This is a genomic window from Flavobacterium sp., assembly GCF_035292545.1.
Lineage (GTDB): Bacteria > Bacteroidota > Bacteroidia > Flavobacteriales > Flavobacteriaceae > Flavobacterium.
The window spans coordinates 14,573-35,951 of sequence record NZ_DATDPV010000083.1; the positions used below are offsets into that span (position 1 = coordinate 14,573).

Here is a 21,379-nt window from a genome sequence, read left to right on the forward strand (position 1 = left end):
GATAACCAAAAAAAAAATCCGAAACCATTGGGCTTCGGATTTAATATAAATTTATAAGAATTTACTCCTTAAACTCACCCATCTTGCTGTATTTGTCCATTCTTTGGGCTACTAATTCAGATGTTGATAAGTCTTTCAATTCGTTATATGCTTTGAGGACATATTGTTCAACCGTTTTAAAAGTAGTTTCTCTATCATAATGAGCGCCACCAAGTGGTTCTGGTATAATATCATCAACTAATTTTTGTTTTTTCATATCCGCAGAAGTCAGTTTCAATGCTTCGGCAGCTTGTTCTTTATATTCCCAGCTTTTCCAAAGAATAGAGGAACAGGATTCTGGAGAAATAACAGAATACCATGTGTTTTCCATCATTAATACCCGGTCTCCAACTCCAATTCCTAATGCACCGCCTGATGCTCCTTCACCTACGATTACGGTAACTATAGGCACTTTTAAGCAGATCATTTCAAAAATATTTCTGGCAATAGCTTCTCCTTGTCCGCGTTCTTCGGCTTCCAATCCCGGATAAGCTCCCGGAGTGTCAATTAAAGTTAAAACAGGTATGCCGAATTTCTCGGCCATTTTCATTAATCGCAATGCTTTTCGGTATCCTTCGGGATTGGCCATTCCGAAATTACGGAACTGACGTGTTTTGGTATTGTATCCTTTTTGCTGACCCACAATCATAAACGATTGCCCGCCAATTTTTCCTAAACCACCGATCATCGCTTTATCATCTTTGAAATTACGATCACCGAATAATTCTAAGAAGGTTTCTCCACAAAGCGCTCTAACATGATCCATTGTGTAGGGTCTGCTTGGGTGTCTCGATAATTGAACACGTTGCCAAGCCGTTAGGTTTTTATATATGTCTCGCTTTGTTTCTTCTAATTTTTTTTCAATTTGTTTGCAGGTGTTGGAAACATCTACATTGGATTCTTGACCAATAATTTGACATTTGTCTAATTGGTCTTCAAGTTCTTTTATAGGAAGCTCAAAATCTAAATATTCCATAGGATTTGTGCGTTTTTAGTTTTAGTTCGAAGCGCAAAGATAGTTTTATATTTAAATATTGGAAAATTTAAGGATTGAAAGATTTTGATTTCTTACAATAATTTAGTTTTTACCAAAATGTCATAGCCCTGATGGGAGTTGAAATCCTTGTGGTTTGAATGGTATTTTTTCCTGATGAAAAAGAGCGACCAAAGGAAGCTCCTTTTTTGTCATGGAAAAAAAGCATTTCAAACCGTAATATTGCAACAGACAGCAGGTATCAGCTCCTGATAATTTAAACTTTTCCTTTTTTATAATATTTCACAATCCCGTTAAGAATGACGGTCGAAAGTATTATTAATGCGCCAATATAGAAAGCGGCGCTCATTTTTTCTTTTTCCTGAAAAACGATTACAGCCAGAATTATTCCATAAATAGGTTCTAAATTTATGGTAAGCATAACGGTGTATGGACTTAGGAACTTCATCACTTTTACGGAGGCAATAAATGCATAAGCGGTACAAAAGGAGCTTAAAATTGCCAGATACATCCAATCGGATGCGGAAACTTTGAAAAATGCCGCGTCGAAACTACTGGTAAAAAGTAAAAATACAGAGAAAAACAGCACGCCTCCAACGAGTTCATAAAAAGAGATAACCGTAGGATTGTACTCTTTGGCATATTTGCCATTTATAACTGAAAATAAAGCGGATAGAAAAGCGGAGCTTAGGGCAAGCAGTATTCCGTAAAGGTAATTGCCTTCTACATTAAAAATGATGTAAAGACCCAGCACGACAATTAACCCGAAAAGCACTTCGTACCAAATGACTTTTCTGCCGTAGAATAAAGGTTCTAAAAGCGATGCAAAAAAGGCTCCTGTTGAAAGACAGGCTAAGGTGACGGAGATATTCGACTCTTTAATCGCTTTGAAGAAGGTAAACCAATGCAAAGCAATGACTAAACCCATGAATAAAAACCCAATGAGTGTCTTTGGGGGAACTTTCATCGGGATTTTTTTATACCAAATATAAATTAAAATGAATCCAACGGCCAACAGCATTCGGTACCAAACCAATGGTAAGGCATCAAGCGAAATCAAGGCTCCTAAAATAGCCGTGAATCCCCAAATAAAGACAATGAAATGAAGATGAATATAGCTTTTCAGGTTATCGTTTTGCATTCCTGAGTAAATAAATTGCTAAAATACCGAAGACAAAATTAGGAAGCCAAACGGCTACCAATGGCGGAACGCTAGATTTTTCGGCCAAGACGCCAAATATTTTATCGAAAAACACAAACGAAAATGCCAAACCAATTCCTATGGCTAAATTCAATCCCATTCCTCCCCTTCTTTTCATTGAAGATACCGCAACGGCAATGATGGTTAGGATAAAAGCTGAAACCGGAAGACTGTATTTTTTATAAAGCACTACCAAATAAGTATTGATATTTGAAGAACCCCGTTTTTTTTCTTTTTCGATAAATCGATATAATTCATTTAATGGCAATGTTTCAGCAACATAAACTACAGGCGTTAAATCTTCTAAATCAAAGCTGAAAACCGTGTCTTTTTTTTCTGCCGATTCTATGATATCATTAATTTCTCCCACTTTCCTTTTCGTATAGTTGAACATCGTATACGTACTATCTTTGGGGTTCCATTTGATTCTGTTTGCGGTAATTTTGAAATCCAGTTTTTGACCTTTGAATTTTTCCAATGAAAAGTTGAACGCAACCTTAGAGGTTTGATTAAAATTTCCAACATAGATAAATTCATTATCACTAATTTGTCTGAACACATTTGAATTGTCTCTCATGGATTCTTTTCCGCCGCCTTTCAGATAGGTATATCGAAAATTGTTAAAACCTTCACTGGCCTTTGGCACAAGGAAAACGCCCATTACTAAAGCAAAAATGGAGACAATTGTAGCACCCATAATAAAGGGGCGCATAAATCTTGAAAATGATATTCCGGAGCTTAAAATAGCAATGATTTCGGTATTGTTCGCCAGTTTTGACGTAAACCAAATAACGGAAAGAAATAAAAATATGGGAAATAATAAATTGGCGAAATAAATTGTAAAATGATAATAATAGATGGCAATATCAAGAAGTGGAATTTTGTTTTCTATCATTTTGTTGACCTTCTCCGAAACGTCAATCACAATTGCAATCGGGATAAACATCAACAACATCGTCACAAAAGTGGCTAGATATCTTTTTAATATGTATTTATCAATTATTTTCATTAGTTTATTTAATCTGTTAATCGTTGATTTGGTTATTCGGTTAATCGATTAACCAAATCAACAAATTATCTATAATCTCTGACTCATTTGTTTCACCATTTTTTCTTTCCAGGCATAAAAATCTCCTGCTAAGATATGTTTTCTTGCTTCACGAACCAACCACATATAAAAACCGAGGTTATGAATGGTGGCAATTTGCTTTCCAAGATATTCATTGGCGGCAAAAAGATGGCGTAAATAAGCTTTAGAATATTCTGTATCTACAAAAGTAAGTCCCATTTCGTCCACTGGAGAAAAATCATCTTCCCATTTTTTGTTTTTGATGTTTATGGTTCCGTTTGCGGTAAACAACATTCCGTTACGGGCATTCCGTGTTGGCATCACACAATCGAACATGTCAATTCCGAGTGCAATATTTTCCAGAATATTTATTGGCGTTCCGACACCCATCAAATAACGGGGTTTGTCTTCTGGTAAAATAGCGGTCACAATTTCGGTCATCGCATACATTTCTTCTGCAGGTTCTCCTACAGAAAGTCCACCGATGGCATTCCCTTGTGCTCCGGCATTGGCAATATATTCGGCCGATTGCATACGCAAATCTTTGTAACAGCTTCCTTGAACAATCGGAAAAAAGGTTTGATCATAACCGTATTTAGTGGGTACTTTTTCTAAATGGTTGATGCATCTGTCCAACCAGCGGTGGGTCATTTTCATCGAACGTTTTGCGTAATTATAATCACACGGATACGGCGTACATTCATCAAAAGCCATGATAATATCGGCTCCAATGGTACGCTGGATTTCCATCACGTTTTCGGGTGTGAAAAAGTGGTATGAACCATCAATATGCGATTTGAACTTTACGCCTTCTTCTTTTATTTTTCTGTTTGCTGAAAGCGAATACACCTGATATCCACCGGAATCGGTTAAAATATTTCGGTCCCAATTCATGAATTTATGCAATCCACCGGCTTTCTCCAGAATTTCGGTTTGAGGACGCAGGTATAAATGATAGGTATTTCCCAGAATAATATCGGGATTAATTTCTTCTTTCAGTTCCCGCTGATGCACTCCTTTTACAGAAGCAACAGTTCCAACAGGCATAAAAATAGGAGTTTCAATAACACCATGATCGGTAGTAATTGTCCCTGCTCTTGCTTTAGATAAGGGATCTGTATGTAATAAATCAAACTTCATATAGGCTTTTTTCAGTCGGCAAAGATAAGAGAATTGTGAATTATGAATTGTGAATTGTGAATTAAATTAACAATACCATTATTTCTTTTAATAAATATTGGAAAGTGGAAAGGTGGCAATGAAAAAAAATACGATTTAAAAACATATTTTAATTTTAAAAATTTAATCAGATACAGTATAAAATTAAAATGTCCTGCCATACAGCAGGACATTTTAAATAAATTCAAAACGAATTATTTTATTTTTTATGAATCATTTTTTTCTCCATTTTTCTTTTTTTCATCATTCCGTTCATATACATCTTATCACCGTTTGCCATCATCATGGTTTTGCCATTTTTCATTTTTATCATGCCGTTTGGAAAAACAATAGTACCATTTGACATGGTCATGGCTTTATTCATCATCACCATTTTACCATTTTTCATCATCATCATTTTACCATCTTTCATTTTTAGATAGTCTGACATTTTTACCATCATCCTGCCGTTCATATCCATCATGTCTCCGTTTTTCATCATCATGGTTTTACCGTTTTTCATTTTTACCATTCCGTTCGAAGAAACTACAGATCCGTCTGCCAAGGTTACATCTTTATACATCATCATCATTTTACCCTCTTTCACCATCATCATTTTGCCGTCTTTCATCATTACATGATTTTTCATCTTTACCATTTTGGTTTCCTGGGCAACAATTCCCATCGAAAAAATAATGGCTACTAACAATACAAATATTTTTTTCATAACAATTTGATTTTTAAAGAATAAAATTACAAAAAAAATTCGAGTTTATAATTTTATTCTAAATATTTTGAAAAACTAAATTCTGTTGTTTTCAGAACCATTACAATTATTTATTTTTTTTAACTAATTAATTAACAGCTGTTTATAAAATTTTATTTAAATTTATAGTAATTAAAAATCTAAAACCTAGAGCGAAAGAATAACAATTAAAAGTTATCAAAATGGAAAAGAATAATCAGACAACAACAACCGCCGAACCAGGCAAAAAAGAACTCATCATTACCAGAGAATTTAATTCACCACGAGAACTTGTTTGGAAAGCCTGGACAGAACCAGCGATGATCAAGAAATGGTGGGGACCAAAAGGATACACTTGCCCAAGCTGTGAGGTTGATTTTAAAACAGGCGGTAAATATTTTTTCTGTATGCGTTCTCCTGAGGGCAAAGATTTTTGGAGTACAGGCATCTATAAGGAAATCGCTCCAATGGAACGAATTGTCTTCACCGATTCTTTTGCAGACGAGAAAGGAAATGTGGTTCCGGCTACACATTATGGCATGGAAGGTTTTCCTTTGGAATTAATGGTAACAGTAACATTTGAAGACCATAATGGCAACACAAAAATGACTCTCAAACATATTGGCATCCCGACTGGCGAAATAACCGATATGACTAATGTTGGCTGGAACGAATCTTTCGACAAACTCGATGAAAGTATAAAATAATTATGGCGAGAACAAAACCTTCAAATTATAATTATTAAAAAATTAAATATCCCACAATTGAATTTTCAATAATAACCATATCATAATTTTGTAAGATATAACCCCAAATTTCATACTACTTTTTTAAAAATAATATTAATATAAAAACAATTATTATGGAAACGACAGTTAAAAAACAAGGAGTTGTAAAAGCAAAATCGAATGCAGCACATGAATTGAGAGATTTATTTGAAAATGGATTAAAAGACATCTACTGGGCAGAAAAAGTATTGACTAAATCACTGCCAAGAATGGCTAAAAACGCTTCATCGTCAAAACTAATTCATGCTTTAGAAAGTCATTTAGCTGAAACAGAAGAACATGTTTCACGCTTAGAACAAGTATTTAAAGCTATCGGTACCAAAGCTGTTGCCAAAAAATGCGACGCAATGGAAGGATTAATAAAAGAGAGCGAACTCATTATGGCAGAAACCGAATTAGGTGATGTGCGTGATGCTGGAATTATAGCTTCAGGACAAAAGGTAGAACATTATGAAATTGCTACTTATGGTACTTTACATGCCTTCGCATTAACTCTTGGAGAAGATAAAGCGGCCACTTTATTAGCTAAAACTCTTGAAGAAGAGAAAAGAGCAGATGCAACTTTGACAACTATTGCGCTGTCTGCTATTAATCCAAATGCTGCCACTGCACATCATAAATAATATTTTTTATTGATTATTCCTATTTGAGTAATTATTCCCGTTTGATATAAAGCCTGCCTGATGCAGGCTTTATATATTTAAAGTTCTCAACAACTCTTGACAACTTTCATGAAATCGAACAATCTATTAATCTGAAAAATCCAATTATCTGATTATCTTTGCCACAGTTTAACTTTAACAAACAAAATGAAGCCTAACACACAACAATTAAACGATTTAACTATCCAAGTCAGAAGAGATATTCTTCGTATGGTACATGCTGTCAATTCAGGTCATCCGGGAGGTTCTCTAGGCTGCACCGAATTTATGGTAGCCTTATACCAAAACTTGATGGATCGCAAAGAAGGTTTTGACATGGATGGTATTGGAGAAGATCTTTTTTTCCTTTCAAACGGGCATATTTCGCCTGTTTTCTACAGCGTTTTAGCAAGAAGCGGTTATTTTCCGGTTTCGGAATTAGCTACTTTTCGCCTTATCAATTCAAGACTGCAAGGTCATCCAACCACTCATGACGGTTTACCGGGAGTGAGAATTGCTTCAGGTTCCTTAGGACAAGGATTATCTGTAGCCATTGGTGCCGCTCAGGCAAAAAAATTGAATAAATGCAACCATTTGGTTTACAGTCTTCATGGTGATGGGGAATTGCAGGAAGGTCAAAACTGGGAAGCTATCATGTATGCCGCTGCTAAAAAAGTGGACAATATTATTGCTACAATCGATCTTAACGGAAAGCAAATTGACGGTGCTACCGACGAAGTTTTACCAATGGGAAGTATCCGCGCAAAGTTTGAAGCTTTTGATTGGGATGTTCTTGAAATTGCAGAAGGTAACAACATTGAGGCCATTATTGCAGGAATGACCGATGCCAAATCAAGAACCGGAAAAGGAAAACCAGTTTGTGTTTTATTGCACACAGAAATGGGGCATGGTGTAGATTTTATGATGTACAGTCATGCTTGGCATGGTAAAGCCCCTAATAATGAGCAATTGGCTAGCGCTTTAAGCCAAAATTACACTCATGGAGATAGTGACTATTAGTAAAATGAAGTCACTTTTGGCTTTAATGTTTTGCCTGTTTACTTTTGGGTTATTTGCCCAAGACCATAAAATGAATTACTATTTTAATTTGGTTACGGTAAGTAATATTAAAAATTACGAAAACGGTGCTAGAGTTAAATCCATCCATTTCAGAAATGTAAATGATTCAACATATGTATTATTATTAAGTTTAGAAGCAAATTTTAAAACTGCAACACTGTTTGATTACAAAAATAAATTATTGATAAAGTTTGATGCTAATTTCAATTATAGTACAGTTGAAGACCTGAATAAATTAAACAATGCCATTCTTTACAACAATTTTTTTTATGGCAGAAAAACAAAGTTCAAAAAATTTGTGGAAGATGTTGAATATGAAAGAGATTCGGTGACTAATGTAACTATTGTCCATCTTACCCAATATAAAAACAGTAAAAGAAAAAAAATAATTAATGAGCATTATTACTTTTTTGAAAAAAACAACAAATTAAATTTTAGTCAAAAAAACTCCTTAAAAAATTATTTGAGCAGCAAGTATAAAATTAATATAAAAGAAGATGAAAATATTGGAAAAATAATACACCTGAAAGGTGCAAAAAATGCCTCAGAAACTGAATTTGTAGCGATCGACACTGCTGATTTCAATTTCACTTTTAAAATTAATGATGCTTTTCCTTATCATATTCCCAAAACAACACACACAGTAAAATGAAAAAACATATAAATACAGGCAGTAAAGATACCCGTTCCGGTTTTGGAGCAGGAATGACCGAATTAGGTCAAAAGAATGAAAACGTTGTTGGGCTTTGTGCCGACTTAATCGGTTCGTTAAAATTTGATGATTTCAAGAAAAATCATCCGGAGCGTTTTTTCCAAATCGGAATTGCAGAAGCCAACATGATTGGAATCGCAGCCGGTTTAACCATTGGTGGAAAAATTCCTTTCACAGGAACTTTCGCTAACTTTTCTACAGGAAGAGTTTATGACCAAATCCGTCAATCGGTAGCCTATTCTGAGAAAAATGTGAAAATTTGTGCTTCTCACGCAGGTCTAACTTTAGGAGAAGATGGCGCAACACACCAAATCCTGGAAGACATCGGACTTATGAAAATGTTGCCGGGAATGACTGTAATCAACACTTGTGATTACAACCAAACTAAAGCGGCTACTTTAGCGATTGCCGATCATCACGGACCAGTTTATTTGCGTTTTGGCCGTCCGGTAGTTCCTAATTTCATGCCAGCTGACGAGCCTTTCGTAATTGGAAAAGCAATTGTATTAAACGAAGGAACTGATGTTACCATTATTGCAACCGGACATTTGGTTTGGGAAGCTTTAATTGCTGCTGAAGCTTTGGAAGCAAAAGGAATTTCTGCTGAAGTCATCAATATTCACACTATTAAACCTTTGGACGAAGAAGCGATTTTGAAATCTTTGGCTAAAACCAAATGTATCGTTACTGCCGAAGAACACAATATTCTTGGCGGACTTGGCGAAAGCGTTTCCAGAGTTCTGGCTATGAATAGTCCTGCTCCACAAGAGTTCGTTGCGGTTCAGGATAGTTTTGGCGAAAGCGGAACTCCGGAACAATTAATGGATAAATACAAATTGAACAATCAGGCGATTGTTGAAGCTGTAGAAAAAGTTTTGAGGAGAAAATAGTTTATCTGTTATATATAAAAAAATCCCGTTTCAGTTATGAAACGGGATTTTTTTTATATGCTAAAAGCTTATGGACAAATCGTTGGATCTAAATAATTTGGAATACCATCACCATCACAATCTTCAAAAATAATTGTCCCGTCAAGGTTTTTATGTATCTCATTTTTAGTCAAAATATTATCGCCATCATCATCAAGATCAAACATGTTTGCAAAACCATCGCCATCACTGTCATAATCTATTGGTTTTTGATTTGCTATAGTTGGATCAACTTCATCCTTAGATAATACACCATCTCTATCATGGTCTTTATAACGGAGTTTATTCAATTTGAAACTAAAAATTAATGGAGAATAAGCACCTATTGTTCCTGCTGATGTTGTCATATTATAATACCCTAAACCTGAAGGTAAAAACATTACTCCCGCTCCAAATTCAGTAAAAGCAGTAGGGTTCGGTCCTTCGGCAGTATCATAGTTACCCGTTTTGAATAACGGAATAATTTCTGCCCATCCCGGAACAACATCCTCTAATTGAAACCATACTGGATTTTGGGCATAATCAAATTGAAAATCACTTACAAGATTTCCTTTATAAGATACATAAACAGAATCGACAGCTGTTGGTGTTTCATTTACACCTTCACGAAGCTTTATATAATACACTTTGTAATTAACGTCATGATCATCATTTTGAACCATTTTAGATACCAAAGGATAGTCATCCTGGATTCTAATAGATTCTTGCGTTCCTCCTACTGGTATTTTAGTCATTGTCACATTATAATCAGCATCAACTGTAATGTAATGTGTATCTATGTATTTATCCAAAGAATCTAAATCTTTATTATATTGTTCTGTGTAATCTCTTAGCGGCTCTACTTTTTGCTCATCGTCTTTTACACATGAGGCAAATAAAATTCCAACAGTAAGAATCAAAAATAATTTATGAATTTTGTTCATTATTCGTATAATTTAAGTGCGCAAGATACAATATTGATTTATTTTTGTAAACAATTTAACGTTGATTTTAGAAAAAATATGAGAGTTGATAAATATTTATGGTGCGTGAGATATTACAAAACCAGAAACATGGTTACCGAAGCCTGTAAAAAAAATCATATTACAGTAAACGGCCTGGTTGCAAAACCATCAAAAGAGGTTTTTCCTACGGATAAAATTACGTTCAGAAAAGATCAAATTACGCAAATTATCACCGTGTTAGACATTCCGCCTAATCGCGTTGGAGCCAAATTGGTGGATATGTATCGAAAAGACGAAACGCCGGCCGAAGCTTTCCAGCATTTGGAATTATTGAAACTATCCAAAGAGCATTATCGAAAAACAGGTGACGGACGTCCAACGAAAAAGGATCGCAGAGATTTAGAAGATTTTGGAAACGAAACAAATGAAGATGAAACTGAACAGTAATTATTGGGAAGACCGTTATCAAAACAATGAAATCGGTTGGAATGTTGGCGAAATCACCACGCCCATCAAAGAATATATTGACCAGTTAGAGGATAAAACAATCCAGATTCTAATCCCCGGAGCCGGAAATGGATATGAGTTCGAATATTTAATTCACAAAGGGTTTAAGCATTCGTTTGTAGTGGATTTTGCGTCAACTCCATTGGAAAACATCAAAAAAAGAATGCCCGAACTGGATGAAAAACAACTAATCCATTCTGACTTTTTCAAATTAGAAGGGCAATATGATTTAATCATCGAGCAAACCTTTTTCTGCGCCATAGATCCAAAATTAAGAACAGCATATGTCCAGAAAATGAAATCGCTTTTAAAACCAAATGGAAAAATAGTAGGATTGCTTTTTCAATTTCCATTAACGGAAGAAGGTCCTCCTTTTGGCGGTTCAATTGAAGAATATAAAAACTTATTTGAAAATGATTTTAATATAAAAACATTAGAAGCCGCTTATAATTCAATAAAACCAAGAGAAGGAAAGGAACTCTTTTTTATCTTGCTTCCGAAATGATATTTAGCTCAAGGAAGAAGCAACCTTTGATAAAAATTCTTTATTTTTGGATTTAATTTAGGAAAAAGGCTTTTTAAGTCGGTTTGAAAAAAAATAATTACAATGAGCCAAAACATCATTCTTAATAATCAGGAAATCGAGCACAAAATCAAACGAATTGCTTACCAAATCTATGAGACATTTGTTGATGAAGAGGAAATTGTAATTGCCGGAATTGCGACTAATGGTTTTATTTTTGCCAAAAAACTGGCGCTTGCTTTAGAAAATATAGCTCCTATAAAAGTAATTCTTTGTGAAGTTTATATCGACAAGCAAAATCCAAATGCACCTATAACCACTTCATTGACAAAAGAACAATATGAGAACAAAGGCTTGGTATTGGTTGATGATGTATTAAATTCCGGAACCACTTTGATTTACGGTGTAAAACATTTCTTAGACGTTCCTTTAAAGAAATTAAAGACTGCGGTTTTAGTCGACAGAAACCATAAAAAGTATCCTGTAAAAGCTGATTTCAAAGGCATTTCGCTTTCCACTTCCCTATTAGAACATGTTCAGGTTGTTTTTGAAGACCATAAAGATTACGCCTATTTAAGCTAATAATTCTTCAATTTCTTCAACAATATTTTCCGGTGTTTTACCATCGACATTAATTTTATATTGGGCTTGATGGTAATAAAAACTTCTGTCAAAAAGATGTTTTGCGATAAATTCTTTTAATTCTTCTTCGCTTTTGTCAGCGATCAGCGGTCGATTGTTTTTATCGTTAAGAAGCCTATTATACAATGTATCTATGGAAGCGCTCAAATAGATTGAAATTGTATTTTCTCCTTTCAACAATTCATGATTATTCGCATAGCAAGGCGTACCTCCTCCCAAACTCAAAATCATACTATCAGAATTGTGCATTAAATCATGAAAAACTTCATGTTCTAACTTTCTAAAATAGATTTCTCCTTTTTCTTTAAAGAGAATTTTTACTGACAGATTGGTCTTCTCTTCGATGATTTTATCCAAATCGAAATAGGGAATACCGATTGCTTCGGACAATAATTTAGCAATTGTAGACTTACCACAACCCATATAACCTAATAAAAGTATTTTTCTCATCGGAATAAAACCTTATAAACTAAGGCGTTAAAAGTATTTATTAAAAAAATGTAAATTTATACTAAAATTGCTTTGAAAAATAAATAATAACGCCCTATATTTGCACCCGCATTCAAGAAAAGAATTTGACTCGATAGCTCAGTTGGTAGAGCACATCACTTTTAATGATGGGGTCCTGGGTTCGAGCCCCAGTCGGGTCACAAATTTTGTGATTAACACATACTTTTCTTGAATCAATGACTCGATAGCTCAGTTGGTAGAGCACATCACTTTTAATGATGGGGTCCTGGGTTCGAGCCCCAGTCGGGTCACTAAAGGTCGAGTAATTTATTACTTGACCTTTTCTTTTTTAAGGCCACGTGGAGAAACGGTAGACTTGCCAGCTTGAGGGGCTGGTGCTCGCAAGGGCGTGCGGGTTCAAATCCCGCCGTGGTCACGAATAAATAGAAATGCTTCAAAAATAATCAAGTTTACTTGAAATTATTTTTGAAGCATTTCTATTTTCAAAGCGGAGCTTTGTTGGGAAAGACGAAGTCAATCCCATTCTTGTCGTGAATAAACAATCCGATGTACCCGAGAATATTTTTTTAGGTGGTGCGGGAAAACTTTTTTATACTATTTTTTTGGCCTAATTCATATTGTTTACAATTCATTTCTACTTACCATAAATAAATTCAGTATCCTCACCTCTTAAGATCCTACCAGATTTTATTTTTTAGCGTTACAATCATTGGTAAAAAACTGATGAATGTCCATTTTTTTGATTTAATTCAGTGATAAAATTAATACATTAACCCATTGGGGGTAATTCAAGTTTTTTTAACGCAAAGAAACATAGTTTTCTATATGTCATTGAAAATTAATACTGCTATTACAGATGTATTTATGTTAAATTTACACATTGAAATTCAAATTATGATACAAAAATTAAGACAGCGGGTCAAAAATATATTGGAACATCAGATAAAACATATGGGCACATTTACCAGTGGTATTTATGCGTTTATTATTGGCTCTGTTTTATTGACGGTTGATTATTATGTTGATTTTGGATTGAAATTCAAAATCAATGAAGTTGAAATTTATAATCGACTGATTCCGGTTTCTACCATTTTAATCTCTATTCTTATTGGGATTTCATTAACTACTTTCTCTGTTATTTTTGTTGTGATGCAACTGGCATCTTCTCAGTTTTCTCCTCGAATTTTGAGACATTTTTTATCAAATAATATCAAAATGCAACAATTTATCGGATTATTTGTGGGTACAATTTCGTTGTGTGTATTACCTCAATTAGCTTCCGTTTTTTACCAGACTTCTTTTCTTTTAACACTTACTACAGGCTCTCTTCTCGCATTTTACTGTTTAGTATGGTCTTATCCTAACATGATTAGCTATTTAAGTATAAACATGAATGTCTCCAGTATCACAAATGGAATTAAAGCGGAAATGGTTGAAGAAATCAATGTGTTGTATCAGGAAAATTGGAGTGTTGGAAAAAATTTGCTTTACAAACGTTCCAAAATAAACCCGGATAAATTTCAAATAAAAATCGTAAGTCCATTTGAAACGGGCTATTTAGACAGTGTGAATTATAAAAAACTAGAAAAAATAACGGAATATATCAGTAGTTCTGATGTGCGCGTATTTTTTGAAAATGCCTATCAAAAACCAATTGTAGGAGAATTTATCATGAAAAATACCACTACGCTTATGGTATTAGTCTTTAGCGAGGAACTCCAAATGAATCAGATACTTCGTTTGAAGAAAGAAATAGCAGCGATTGTCAGCACTACTTTTAGAGTTAAATTGTTCAGAAGCCATACGCAAGATGTGAATTTTGGTGTCAGAAAGCTTGTTGATATTGCCATAAAAGCCATTTCTCCTGCGGTGAATGATCCAACGACTTGTTTGAATTGTATAGACCAGATTGGGGAAATAGCAAAAGAATTAGCCATACGAGAATTCCCAACTACGGATTCAAGGACTTTGGGTTCCAAAAAAATTCAAGTAAATGAATTTAATTTTGAAGAATTTATTGACTTTTGCTACGATCAGATTTTTCAGTGGGGAAAAGAAGATCCTACTGTTGTGAAAAGAATTATTAGATCAATCAGTATTATTTTACCGTTAGTTGAAAATCCGTTTAATTTGAAAATTTTAATCCAACAAGTTGAAGAAATGGATTTACTTGAAATTTATAACTTGTCACAATATAAAAAAGGGAAACTAAAAATATCAAAAGAAAAATTAGTGATTGTAGAGAAGGAATTGTCCAGGTTTAGACAAAAAGCTAAATTGCAAATTAAAGTACTGGAACTAAAAGGAGTATTAAATCATTACGAAACGAATCATTATTCGGATAATTTAGAAATTACAAATGCTGAAATTGAGGCTATCAAATACCTTAAAGCTTACACCATTTTTTAATGAATTTACATATGAAAATGGAAATAAAAAACCCGTTAGGTGTAATTAATTGAAGTAAAAAACATTGATGAGATATTGCTCAAGATACTGAAATCCTTTTAAGAAATAGTGAGAACCAAAGTTAGCCTTAGTTAGTCAACTCGTTTTTATGTTTTAAAACATCATCAATATGCTCTAAAGCATACATATTATTATCTATAAACATTTTCATTTTAGAATAATTGAAGACCAATTTACAAATATCCTTTCTTTGCATTGTCATCAATACTTATATTTGATAAGATTTACGCTTCCCTGTGGTTGGACTATTTGAACAAAAAAAGGCGGTCCGATTATGGATGCCTTTTCATTCCTTTCGTTACACTTCAATTATTCAACTAAAGCAAGCGTTCTGTTAGTCAACTCGTTTTTGTGTTTTAAAACATCGTCAATATGTTCTAAAGCATACTCATTATTATCTATAAACATTTTCATTTTAGAATCATTAAAAACCAATTTGCAAATAACCTTTTTTGCATTGTCATCAATACTTATATTGAAAAAGCTTTTAAAATCTCTATAACCCAATCTTTCGTTAGGGATTTTTTTGTTTTGAATAAGCAACGTTCTTATTGTATGGTAGGCTTGAATTTCTAATTCAGTAGTTACAATACCTAACGAGTTTGAGTTTGACTCGGCAATAACTTTTTTATCATACAAAGATTTTAACAAAGAAGAATTAATGAAGCCTCTCATTTTGATTTGCGTACCTTCATTGAACTTCGTTTTAAAATTCATATTTCTATGTATGATTTTCAATAAGTCTTTTGTAGGTTCCGTTAATTCCTTAAATAGTGCATTTTCGAAATCTTCTGTAAAAACACATTCCTGGGCGGTTTGGATAATTTCTTTAATTACGATATATCGTTTATCGAATTTAATGAGAGTATCAACATCTTTATCTTTATATGCACTCAAATTAAAAACAAAGAAAGGTTTACCGTCAATTACATTTGGCTCTAAAACATCCGAATAAAACCTATATTCAATACCATTTGTCAAAATTGCAATTTTTGAATTTCTGGTATTATTGAAATATCCATTTAATTGCGCGGCTTCCTTGTCTGTTAATCGGCTATTTTGCTTTTTAGCTTCAATTAAAATAGTGTCTTTTTTATTTAAAACTATAGCATAATCAATTTTTTGACTAACACGTTCGCCGAAATCAGCATTATATTCCGGAATTAAATCATTTGAAACATAGTTCAGCATTTCAAAAAAAGGCTCAATTAAAAACTTACGTGTTTGCGCTTCATTAGCACACAATTCAATTGCATCGTTAAGTTTAAAATTATCCAGGGCTTTTTTCAATTGATTGACTGCTTGTTTAGGAATGTTTGTTGCCATCATAAGTTTTGGTTTTGGTTTTTAAAATCTCATCTATTCATTTAATTGTAACTTAATGAATATCAAATCTAATCTAACAAAATTAATATAGTTTACGGCTTTCCACATTGTCAGCATTTTATGCATAATCATTAGAATGCAGGTTGTGCTTCTAAAGGATTTTCTTTAAATGTTGTTTAATTCTGTGATGCCACAAAAAAATCAAACCTCTCCAGACTTTTTTTATTTAAATCCAAACATTCAATTGCCATTCCAAATTAAATTTTTAAATTTGTTTACGAAATTTCAATAACTCATGAACAATATTAAAAATACCTTTAGTATAAAGGATCTCGAAAACTTTTCAGGAATAAAAGCACATACCATTAGAATATGGGAAAAAAGGTATAATGTGCTTGAGCCAATGAGATCTGAAACAAATATTCGTTATTATGATTTGGCCAGTTTACAAAAATTATTGAATATCACCCTGTTACATGATCACGGTTATAAAATATCGAGAATTGCAACCTTCTCTAATGAGAAAATTCCTTTAATGGTTAGAGAAATCGTATCCGAAAAAAGTAAAAAAAATCATGCTATAAATACTTTTAAGATAGCCATGATGAATTTCGACCAATACCTGTTTTACAAAACATATGATGGTTTACTTGCTGAAAAAACATTCAGAGAAGTCTTTTATGAAGTTTTTATCCCGTTAATGAATGAAATAGGATTATTATGGCAAACGGACACCATTACTCCGGCACATGAACATTTTATGAGCTATCTGATAAAGCAAAAACTTTTAATAAACACGGAGAAAATTCAGGTGACGAAGCCAACCAATAGCAGTAAAATTTTTGTTTTATACCTTCCTCTGAATGAAATTCATGAATTGGGCCTAATGTATCTGAATTACGAAATCGTATTACACGGTTACAAATCCATTTATTTAGGCGAAAGTGTTCCGTTGGAAAGCTTAAAAGACTTAAAAAAATATTTTGACAACATCGTTTTTGTATCGTATTTTACTGTTCAGCCTCAAAAAGAAGAAGTCAACGATTACCTTTCAAAACTCAATACCGAAATTTTGAACGAAGAAAATTCTGAATTATGGCTACTCGGAAGAATGGTCGAACATATTGATACCCAAATAATCTCACCAAAAACAACCATTTTTTACTCCATCAATGAATTGGTAAATAAACTTTAAATATTTTTTTTTAAAAAATCATTAATTTTGTTTAACTATTTTATATATTTGTTAAACAATATGAAAAAAGATATAAAAATAATAGGTTCTGGTTTTTCAGCATTAGCTGCAGCATCATATTTGGCAAAAAAAGGGCACAAAGTCACTGTTTACGAAAAAAATGCAACTATTGGCGGCAGAGCCAGACAACTCAAAAGAGACGGATTTACGTTCGACATGGGTCCAAGTTGGTATTGGATGCCGGACGTTTTCGAACGTTTTTTTGCTGACTTTGGCAAAAAAACATCCGATTATTATGAACTTATAAAATTATCCCCAGCCTACAGGGTCTATTTTGGCATCAATGAATTCATTTCAATAGCCGATAATTTACCTGAAATCGTAACCACTTTTGAAGAAATTGAAAAAGGCAGCGGAGCCATTTTAGAAGCATTCATGGCGGAGGCCAAAAGCAATTATGATATTGCCATTAAAGATTTGGTTTACCGACCTGGAGTATCACCTTTAGAATTAATTACAGCGGAAACGGCCAAGAAAGTAGGTCAGTTTTTAAGCAACATAAGCCGGGATGTACACAAAAAATTCAAGAACGAGCGATTAATTCAAATTTTAGAATTTCCGGTTTTATTTCTTGGGGCAAAACCTTCGGACACACCGTCTTTTTATAGTTTTATGAATTATGCCGATTTCGGACTGGGAACCTGGCATCCAAAAACCGGAATGTTCGATGTGGTTTTAGCCATGGAAAAACTGGCAAGAGAATTGGGTGTTGTTTTTCACACCAATTCAAATATCGAAAAAATAATTGTCGAGAATAAAAAAGCCGTGGCTTTAATTGTAAATGGAGAAATAAAATATGCGGATGTAATTTTGAGTGGTGCCGATTACCATCATACAGAAACCTTGTTAGACGAAAAACACAGAGCTTATTCTGAAAAATACTGGGAAAGCAGAGTTTTTGCTCCTTCCTCACTTCTGTTCTACGTTGGTTTTGATAAAAAAATTGAAAATATTTCGCATCATGCTTTGTTTTTTGATGTGGATTTTAATCAGCATGCGAAAGACATTTATGACAAACCGAAATGGCCGGATGAACCTTTATTTTATGCAAACTTCCCATCTTTAACGGATGAAACGGCAGCGCCAAAAGGAATGGAATCTGGATTCTTTTTAATCCCGCTGGCTCCAGACATTGTTGATAATGAAGCCTTAAGAGAAGAATACTTCAATAAAATCATTGAACGTTTTGAAACTCTGACGCAACAAAGTGTAAAAAATAATATTATCTTTAAGGAATCTTTTTGTAAAAATGATTTTATCGAACATTACAATTCTTATAAAGGAAATGCTTACGGAATGGCAAATACATTATTGCAAACCGCTTTTTTAAGACCCAAATTAAAAAGCAAAAAAGTTAGAAACCTATATTTTACGGGACAGCTTACAGTTCCCGGGCCTGGTGTTCCGCCGGCATTAATTTCAGGAAAGTTAGTAGCAGAATTAATCGAGAAACACCTTTAATATGAAATCTATTTTTGACAAAGTTTCTTTTGAATGCAGCAGAAACGTTACGAAATCCTACAGCACGTCCTTTTCTTCGGCAGTGAAAATTCTGGCGCCAAGCATTCGTCAGGATATTTATAACGTCTATGGATTTGTGAGATTTGCCGATGAAATCGTGGATAGTTTTCATGATTATGACAAAGAAACATTATTCACACTATTTGAAAATGATTTAGAATTGGCTCTAAAAAACAAGATTAGTCTAAATCCTGTGCTCAATGCTTTTCAGCACACCGTAAATAAATATAATATTCCCTTTGAGTTGATTGCTTCTTTTATGAAAAGCATGAAATTAGATTTAACCAAAACCGAATATAAAACTAAGGACGAATACAATGAATACATTTTTGGTTCAGCGGATGTGGTAGGTCTAATGTGTTTAAAGGTTTTTGTGAAAGGCGATGATGCTAGATACAATGAATTGAAGCATTCCGCTATGCGATTGGGTTCTGCTTTCCAAAAGGTGAATTTCTTAAGGGATTTAAAAGCTGATTTCGAAGATTTGAGCCGAACTTATTTTCCAAACACAGATTTGAACCAATTGGATGAAACTTCCAAACTAAAAATCATAGAAGAAATTGAAGCTGATTTCAGGGCAGGTTTCGAAGGAATCGTTCATTTGCCTATTGAAGCAAAATTTGGCGTTTACACGGCTTATATTTATTATAAAAAATTGTTGTCCAAATTAAAAAAAACACCATCGGCCGAAATAAAAAACACGCGAATCAGGGTTCCAAATTATCAAAAATACGGACTATTTGCCAAGTGTTATTTTAGTTATAAATTAAACATCATTTAAATTTAAAAATCATGTGGTTACACGTTTTAGTTTTTATTCTCACTTTCTTGTTCATGGAATTCATGGCTTGGTTCAGTCACAAATATATCATGCACGGTTTTTTATGGAGTCTGCATGCCGATCATCATAAAAAAGACCATGATTCGTGGTTCGAGAGAAACGATGCTTTTTTTATCATCTATGCAGTGATTAGTATCGGATTTTTTCTGCTTTGGCAATATCAGATTTTAGAAATCGGATTGACCATCGGAATAGGTATTTTCGCTTATGGAGTCGCTTATTTTATCGTTCATGATATTTTTATTCACCAGCGTTTTAAATTGTTTAAAAACGCAAACAATGTATATTCCCGAGCCGTTCGCAGAGGACACAAAATGCATCACAAACATATTGGTAAAGAAAATGGGGAATGTTTTGGAATGCTGATGGTTCCGTTTAAATACTTCAAAAAATAATTCATAAAAAAAGCGCTCCATACGGAACGCTTTTTTAGTATAACTAACCTATTAACCTATTTTTTGAACATTTCCTGCAAAGGTTTCAATTGTTCTAAATCTATATTAGAACTTTTCAATACCGACATCATGGTCATGATTCCTGTGGGATTCATATCTTTTCCTAAAATACGAACTACTGCAAAACCGTTTTCCTTTTGGTTGGCGAACAAAATAAACTCTTCTATATGTTCGTCATCTCCAACAAAACTTACGGAAGCACCTTCTTTTCCGGAACCAAATTTCATTAATTGTTGGTACTTTTCATCTTTTAGAATAGCAACCACTTTGGCTCTTTCGGTATCAAATTGTGCTTTGTTGGCATCATTCAATTTGAAAGCCAGAATATTCATTTTGTCAAAGGATTCCAAAGCTGTGTTTTGCTCCGCTGACAATTTTGTTTTGTCTACGTTCAAAATACTTGGTGAAACATCCAATGCGATGAAATTCTTATTTTCTGTATTCTCTACAAAGTACTTTTGCAAGGTTGGCTTGTTGTTGCAACTTCCTAAAAACAAACTGCATAAAATGGCGATGCTATAAATACGTTTCATCTTTTTTTATTTATTTTTTGATGCTCTCTTCAACTCATCACCACCAGGAATCCTCATTTTATCAGTTAAAACTGAAATTTCATTCAAATCGAAATCACCTGTTAGTGACATCAAAACGGTTTGGTTTCCTTTCGAATTCCCTTCCATAAACATCAGCAATTCTTTAATCTGAGAATCTTTGGCTCCCGATTTTACTAAGATTTTGATGTTTTTTCCATTATCGGTCACTCGCATCAGTTCTTCTAATCCGGCAGATTTTAAATATTTTTCAGAAGCTGATTTCATTTCTGCAGAAACTCTGGTGCTTGTAGTGGTAAAAACCTTCAGATTGTCTAACTTTTTGATTAATTTCATATACTGTTGCGCTTCTTTATCGGAGGCATCCACTTTTACTTTACTCATCAATTCGAACATTTTTTTGTTCACAATGATAGAAGTTACATCGTCCTGACCGTCAAACTTATCGAATGCCGCTTGTGCAAAAAACACTGTTGGCAATAACGCGAATACTAAGGTCATAATTATTTTTCTCATGA

Annotated in this window: 23 protein-coding genes and 3 tRNA genes; 16 read left to right on the forward strand and 10 right to left on the reverse strand. The window is 33.7% G+C overall.

Annotated elements, in window-relative coordinates; genetic code table 11:
- Positions 1-61: 61 nt before the first annotated feature.
- The 5 genes from VI621_RS14160 to VI621_RS14180 form a co-directional block, all read right to left on the reverse strand.
- Entirely contained in the window at positions 62-1,015 is a 954-nt protein-coding gene (locus VI621_RS14160) for an acetyl-CoA carboxylase carboxyltransferase subunit alpha (protein ID WP_324219059.1), read from the reverse strand.
- 274 nt (positions 1,016-1,289) lie between these two features.
- The gene (locus tag VI621_RS14165; protein WP_324219060.1) at positions 1,290-2,174 is read right to left on the reverse strand and encodes a DMT family transporter; all 885 of its coding nucleotides are present in this window, start codon (positions 2,172-2,174) and stop codon (positions 1,290-1,292) included.
- Positions 2,161-3,243: an LptF/LptG family permease gene (locus VI621_RS14170; protein WP_324219061.1), complete on the reverse strand. Its 1,083-nt coding sequence runs from the start codon at positions 3,241-3,243 to the stop codon at positions 2,161-2,163. Before VI621_RS14170 ends, VI621_RS14165 begins: the two co-directional genes overlap by 14 nt.
- Positions 3,244-3,312: 69 nt before the next feature.
- Positions 3,313-4,443 (reverse strand): tRNA guanosine(34) transglycosylase Tgt, encoded by a 1,131-nt coding sequence (tgt, locus tag VI621_RS14175; protein ID WP_324219062.1) that lies wholly within the window; start codon positions 4,441-4,443, stop codon positions 3,313-3,315.
- A gap of 238 nt (positions 4,444-4,681) precedes the next feature.
- On the reverse strand, positions 4,682-5,188 hold the full coding sequence (locus VI621_RS14180; RefSeq protein ID WP_324219063.1) for a DUF6799 domain-containing protein: 507 nt from the start codon (positions 5,186-5,188) through the stop codon (positions 4,682-4,684).
- Positions 5,189-5,409: 221 nt separating this feature from the next.
- Between VI621_RS14180 and VI621_RS14185 the strand changes: the two genes are divergently transcribed.
- The 5 genes from VI621_RS14185 to VI621_RS14205 all read left to right on the forward strand — a co-directional run bounded on the left by VI621_RS14185 (position 5,410) and on the right by VI621_RS14205 (position 9,317).
- Entirely contained in the window at positions 5,410-5,913 is a 504-nt protein-coding gene (locus tag VI621_RS14185) for an SRPBCC family protein (protein ID WP_324219064.1), read from the forward strand.
- 155 nt (positions 5,914-6,068) lie between these two features.
- A complete protein-coding gene (locus VI621_RS14190) occupies positions 6,069-6,617 on the forward strand; it encodes a ferritin-like domain-containing protein (RefSeq protein WP_324219065.1) in 549 nt (182 codons plus the stop codon).
- Between the two features lie 186 nt (positions 6,618-6,803).
- Positions 6,804-7,655: a transketolase gene (locus VI621_RS14195; protein ID WP_324219066.1), complete on the forward strand. Its 852-nt coding sequence runs from the start codon at positions 6,804-6,806 to the stop codon at positions 7,653-7,655.
- A complete protein-coding gene (locus VI621_RS14200; protein ID WP_324219067.1) occupies positions 7,636-8,367 on the forward strand; it encodes a hypothetical protein in 732 nt (243 codons plus the stop codon). The genes VI621_RS14195 and VI621_RS14200 overlap by 20 nt, the downstream gene beginning before the upstream one ends.
- A complete protein-coding gene (locus VI621_RS14205) occupies positions 8,364-9,317 on the forward strand; it encodes a transketolase family protein (protein ID WP_324219068.1) in 954 nt (317 codons plus the stop codon). The genes VI621_RS14200 and VI621_RS14205 overlap by 4 nt, the downstream gene beginning before the upstream one ends.
- Before the next feature lie 68 nt (positions 9,318-9,385).
- Here the strand turns inward: VI621_RS14205 and VI621_RS14210 are convergent, their stop codons facing one another.
- The gene (locus VI621_RS14210; RefSeq protein WP_324219069.1) at positions 9,386-10,279 is read right to left on the reverse strand and encodes an FKBP-type peptidyl-prolyl cis-trans isomerase; all 894 of its coding nucleotides are present in this window, start codon (positions 10,277-10,279) and stop codon (positions 9,386-9,388) included.
- Positions 10,280-10,357: 78 nt separating this feature from the next.
- On the opposite strand from VI621_RS14210, the gene VI621_RS14215 reads away from it, so the two are divergent.
- From VI621_RS14215 to VI621_RS14225, 3 genes are all read left to right on the forward strand, one after another.
- Complete coding sequence (locus VI621_RS14215) at positions 10,358-10,747, forward strand: RNA-binding S4 domain-containing protein (protein ID WP_324219070.1); 390 nt, start codon at positions 10,358-10,360, stop codon at positions 10,745-10,747.
- Entirely contained in the window at positions 10,731-11,312 is a 582-nt protein-coding gene (locus VI621_RS14220; RefSeq protein WP_324219071.1) for a methyltransferase, read from the forward strand. The genes VI621_RS14215 and VI621_RS14220 overlap by 17 nt, the downstream gene beginning before the upstream one ends.
- 102 nt (positions 11,313-11,414) lie before the next feature.
- Positions 11,415-11,912: a phosphoribosyltransferase domain-containing protein gene (locus VI621_RS14225; protein WP_324219072.1), complete on the forward strand. Its 498-nt coding sequence runs from the start codon at positions 11,415-11,417 to the stop codon at positions 11,910-11,912.
- Here VI621_RS14225 and VI621_RS14230 read toward each other — a convergent pair.
- Complete coding sequence (locus VI621_RS14230; protein WP_324219073.1) at positions 11,904-12,422, reverse strand: shikimate kinase; 519 nt, start codon at positions 12,420-12,422, stop codon at positions 11,904-11,906. The two genes, VI621_RS14225 and VI621_RS14230, sit on opposite strands and share 9 nt — an antisense overlap.
- A 127-nt stretch (positions 12,423-12,549) precedes the next feature.
- Here VI621_RS14230 and VI621_RS14235 point away from each other — a divergent pair.
- From VI621_RS14235 to VI621_RS14250, 4 genes are all read left to right on the forward strand, one after another.
- Positions 12,550-12,622: transfer RNA gene (locus VI621_RS14235), tRNA-Lys, on the forward strand.
- Between the two features lie 38 nt (positions 12,623-12,660).
- Positions 12,661-12,733: transfer RNA gene (locus VI621_RS14240), tRNA-Lys, on the forward strand.
- 42 nt (positions 12,734-12,775) lie between these two features.
- Positions 12,776-12,858, forward strand: a tRNA-Leu gene (locus VI621_RS14245).
- Between the two features lie 536 nt (positions 12,859-13,394).
- Positions 13,395-14,852, forward strand: coding sequence for a DUF2254 family protein (locus VI621_RS14250; RefSeq protein WP_324219074.1), 1,458 nt, complete (start codon positions 13,395-13,397; stop codon positions 14,850-14,852).
- A gap of 369 nt (positions 14,853-15,221) precedes the next feature.
- Here VI621_RS14250 and VI621_RS14255 read toward each other — a convergent pair whose 3' ends face one another.
- Positions 15,222-16,241 (reverse strand): type I restriction enzyme HsdR N-terminal domain-containing protein, encoded by a 1,020-nt coding sequence (locus tag VI621_RS14255; RefSeq protein ID WP_324219075.1) that lies wholly within the window; start codon positions 16,239-16,241, stop codon positions 15,222-15,224.
- Between the two features lie 292 nt (positions 16,242-16,533).
- Between VI621_RS14255 and VI621_RS14260 the strand changes: the two genes are divergently transcribed.
- Genes VI621_RS14260 through VI621_RS14275 form a run of 4 tightly spaced genes read left to right on the forward strand, consistent with a single transcriptional unit; the run spans position 16,534 to position 20,250 of the window.
- The gene (locus VI621_RS14260) at positions 16,534-17,433 is read left to right on the forward strand and encodes a MerR family transcriptional regulator (protein ID WP_324219076.1); all 900 of its coding nucleotides are present in this window, start codon (positions 16,534-16,536) and stop codon (positions 17,431-17,433) included.
- A 42-nt stretch (positions 17,434-17,475) separates the two neighbouring features.
- A complete protein-coding gene (locus tag VI621_RS14265) occupies positions 17,476-18,954 on the forward strand; it encodes a phytoene desaturase family protein (RefSeq protein ID WP_324219171.1) in 1,479 nt (492 codons plus the stop codon).
- Between the two features lies 1 nt (position 18,955).
- Positions 18,956-19,795 (forward strand): phytoene/squalene synthase family protein, encoded by an 840-nt coding sequence (locus VI621_RS14270; protein WP_324219077.1) that lies wholly within the window; start codon positions 18,956-18,958, stop codon positions 19,793-19,795.
- Positions 19,796-19,806: 11 nt separating this feature from the next.
- Positions 19,807-20,250, forward strand: coding sequence for a beta-carotene hydroxylase (locus VI621_RS14275; RefSeq protein WP_324219078.1), 444 nt, complete (start codon positions 19,807-19,809; stop codon positions 20,248-20,250).
- 56 nt (positions 20,251-20,306) lie between these two features.
- On the opposite strand, the gene VI621_RS14280 is transcribed toward VI621_RS14275, so the two are convergent.
- Together VI621_RS14280 and VI621_RS14285 are read right to left on the reverse strand one after the other, a co-directional pair.
- Positions 20,307-20,843, reverse strand: a complete 537-nt coding sequence (locus VI621_RS14280; protein ID WP_324219079.1) for a DUF4252 domain-containing protein — start codon at positions 20,841-20,843, stop codon at positions 20,307-20,309.
- Positions 20,844-20,849: 6 nt separating this feature from the next.
- A complete protein-coding gene (locus tag VI621_RS14285; protein ID WP_324219080.1) occupies positions 20,850-21,377 on the reverse strand; it encodes a DUF4252 domain-containing protein in 528 nt (175 codons plus the stop codon).
- Positions 21,378-21,379 lie beyond the last annotated feature (2 nt).

Bases quoted from the DNA above. Each gene is read 5' to 3' on its own strand.
- VI621_RS14230 (WP_324219073.1), bottom strand. From the start codon at position 12,422: ATGAGAAAAATACTTTTATTAGGTTATATGGGTTGTGGTAAGTCTACA.
- VI621_RS14180 (WP_324219063.1), bottom strand. From the start codon at position 5,188: ATGAAAAAAATATTTGTATTGTTAGTAGCCATTATTTTTTCGATGGGA.
- VI621_RS14200 (WP_324219067.1), top strand. From the start codon at position 7,636: ATGGAGATAGTGACTATTAGTAAAATGAAGTCACTTTTGGCTTTAATG.
- VI621_RS14190 (WP_324219065.1), top strand. From the start codon at position 6,069: ATGGAAACGACAGTTAAAAAACAAGGAGTTGTAAAAGCAAAATCGAAT.
- VI621_RS14195 (WP_324219066.1), top strand. From the start codon at position 6,804: ATGAAGCCTAACACACAACAATTAAACGATTTAACTATCCAAGTCAGA.
- VI621_RS14160 (WP_324219059.1), bottom strand. From the start codon at position 1,015: ATGGAATATTTAGATTTTGAGCTTCCTATAAAAGAACTTGAAGACCAA.
- VI621_RS14255 (WP_324219075.1), bottom strand. From the start codon at position 16,241: ATGATGGCAACAAACATTCCTAAACAAGCAGTCAATCAATTGAAAAAA.
- VI621_RS14205 (WP_324219068.1), top strand. From the start codon at position 8,364: ATGAAAAAACATATAAATACAGGCAGTAAAGATACCCGTTCCGGTTTT.
- VI621_RS14270 (WP_324219077.1), top strand. From the start codon at position 18,956: ATGAAATCTATTTTTGACAAAGTTTCTTTTGAATGCAGCAGAAACGTT.
- VI621_RS14185 (WP_324219064.1), top strand. From the start codon at position 5,410: ATGGAAAAGAATAATCAGACAACAACAACCGCCGAACCAGGCAAAAAA.
- VI621_RS14275 (WP_324219078.1), top strand. From the start codon at position 19,807: ATGTGGTTACACGTTTTAGTTTTTATTCTCACTTTCTTGTTCATGGAA.
- VI621_RS14220 (WP_324219071.1), top strand. From the start codon at position 10,731: ATGAAACTGAACAGTAATTATTGGGAAGACCGTTATCAAAACAATGAA.
- VI621_RS14280 (WP_324219079.1), bottom strand. From the start codon at position 20,843: ATGAAACGTATTTATAGCATCGCCATTTTATGCAGTTTGTTTTTAGGA.
- VI621_RS14215 (WP_324219070.1), top strand. From the start codon at position 10,358: ATGAGAGTTGATAAATATTTATGGTGCGTGAGATATTACAAAACCAGA.
- tgt (WP_324219062.1), bottom strand. From the start codon at position 4,443: ATGAAGTTTGATTTATTACATACAGATCCCTTATCTAAAGCAAGAGCA.
- VI621_RS14210 (WP_324219069.1), bottom strand. From the start codon at position 10,279: ATGAACAAAATTCATAAATTATTTTTGATTCTTACTGTTGGAATTTTA.
- VI621_RS14250 (WP_324219074.1), top strand. From the start codon at position 13,395: ATGGGCACATTTACCAGTGGTATTTATGCGTTTATTATTGGCTCTGTT.
- VI621_RS14225 (WP_324219072.1), top strand. From the start codon at position 11,415: ATGAGCCAAAACATCATTCTTAATAATCAGGAAATCGAGCACAAAATC.
- VI621_RS14170 (WP_324219061.1), bottom strand. From the start codon at position 3,243: ATGAAAATAATTGATAAATACATATTAAAAAGATATCTAGCCACTTTT.
- VI621_RS14285 (WP_324219080.1), bottom strand. From the start codon at position 21,377: ATGAGAAAAATAATTATGACCTTAGTATTCGCGTTATTGCCAACAGTG.
- VI621_RS14165 (WP_324219060.1), bottom strand. From the start codon at position 2,174: ATGCAAAACGATAACCTGAAAAGCTATATTCATCTTCATTTCATTGTC.
- VI621_RS14260 (WP_324219076.1), top strand. From the start codon at position 16,534: ATGAACAATATTAAAAATACCTTTAGTATAAAGGATCTCGAAAACTTT.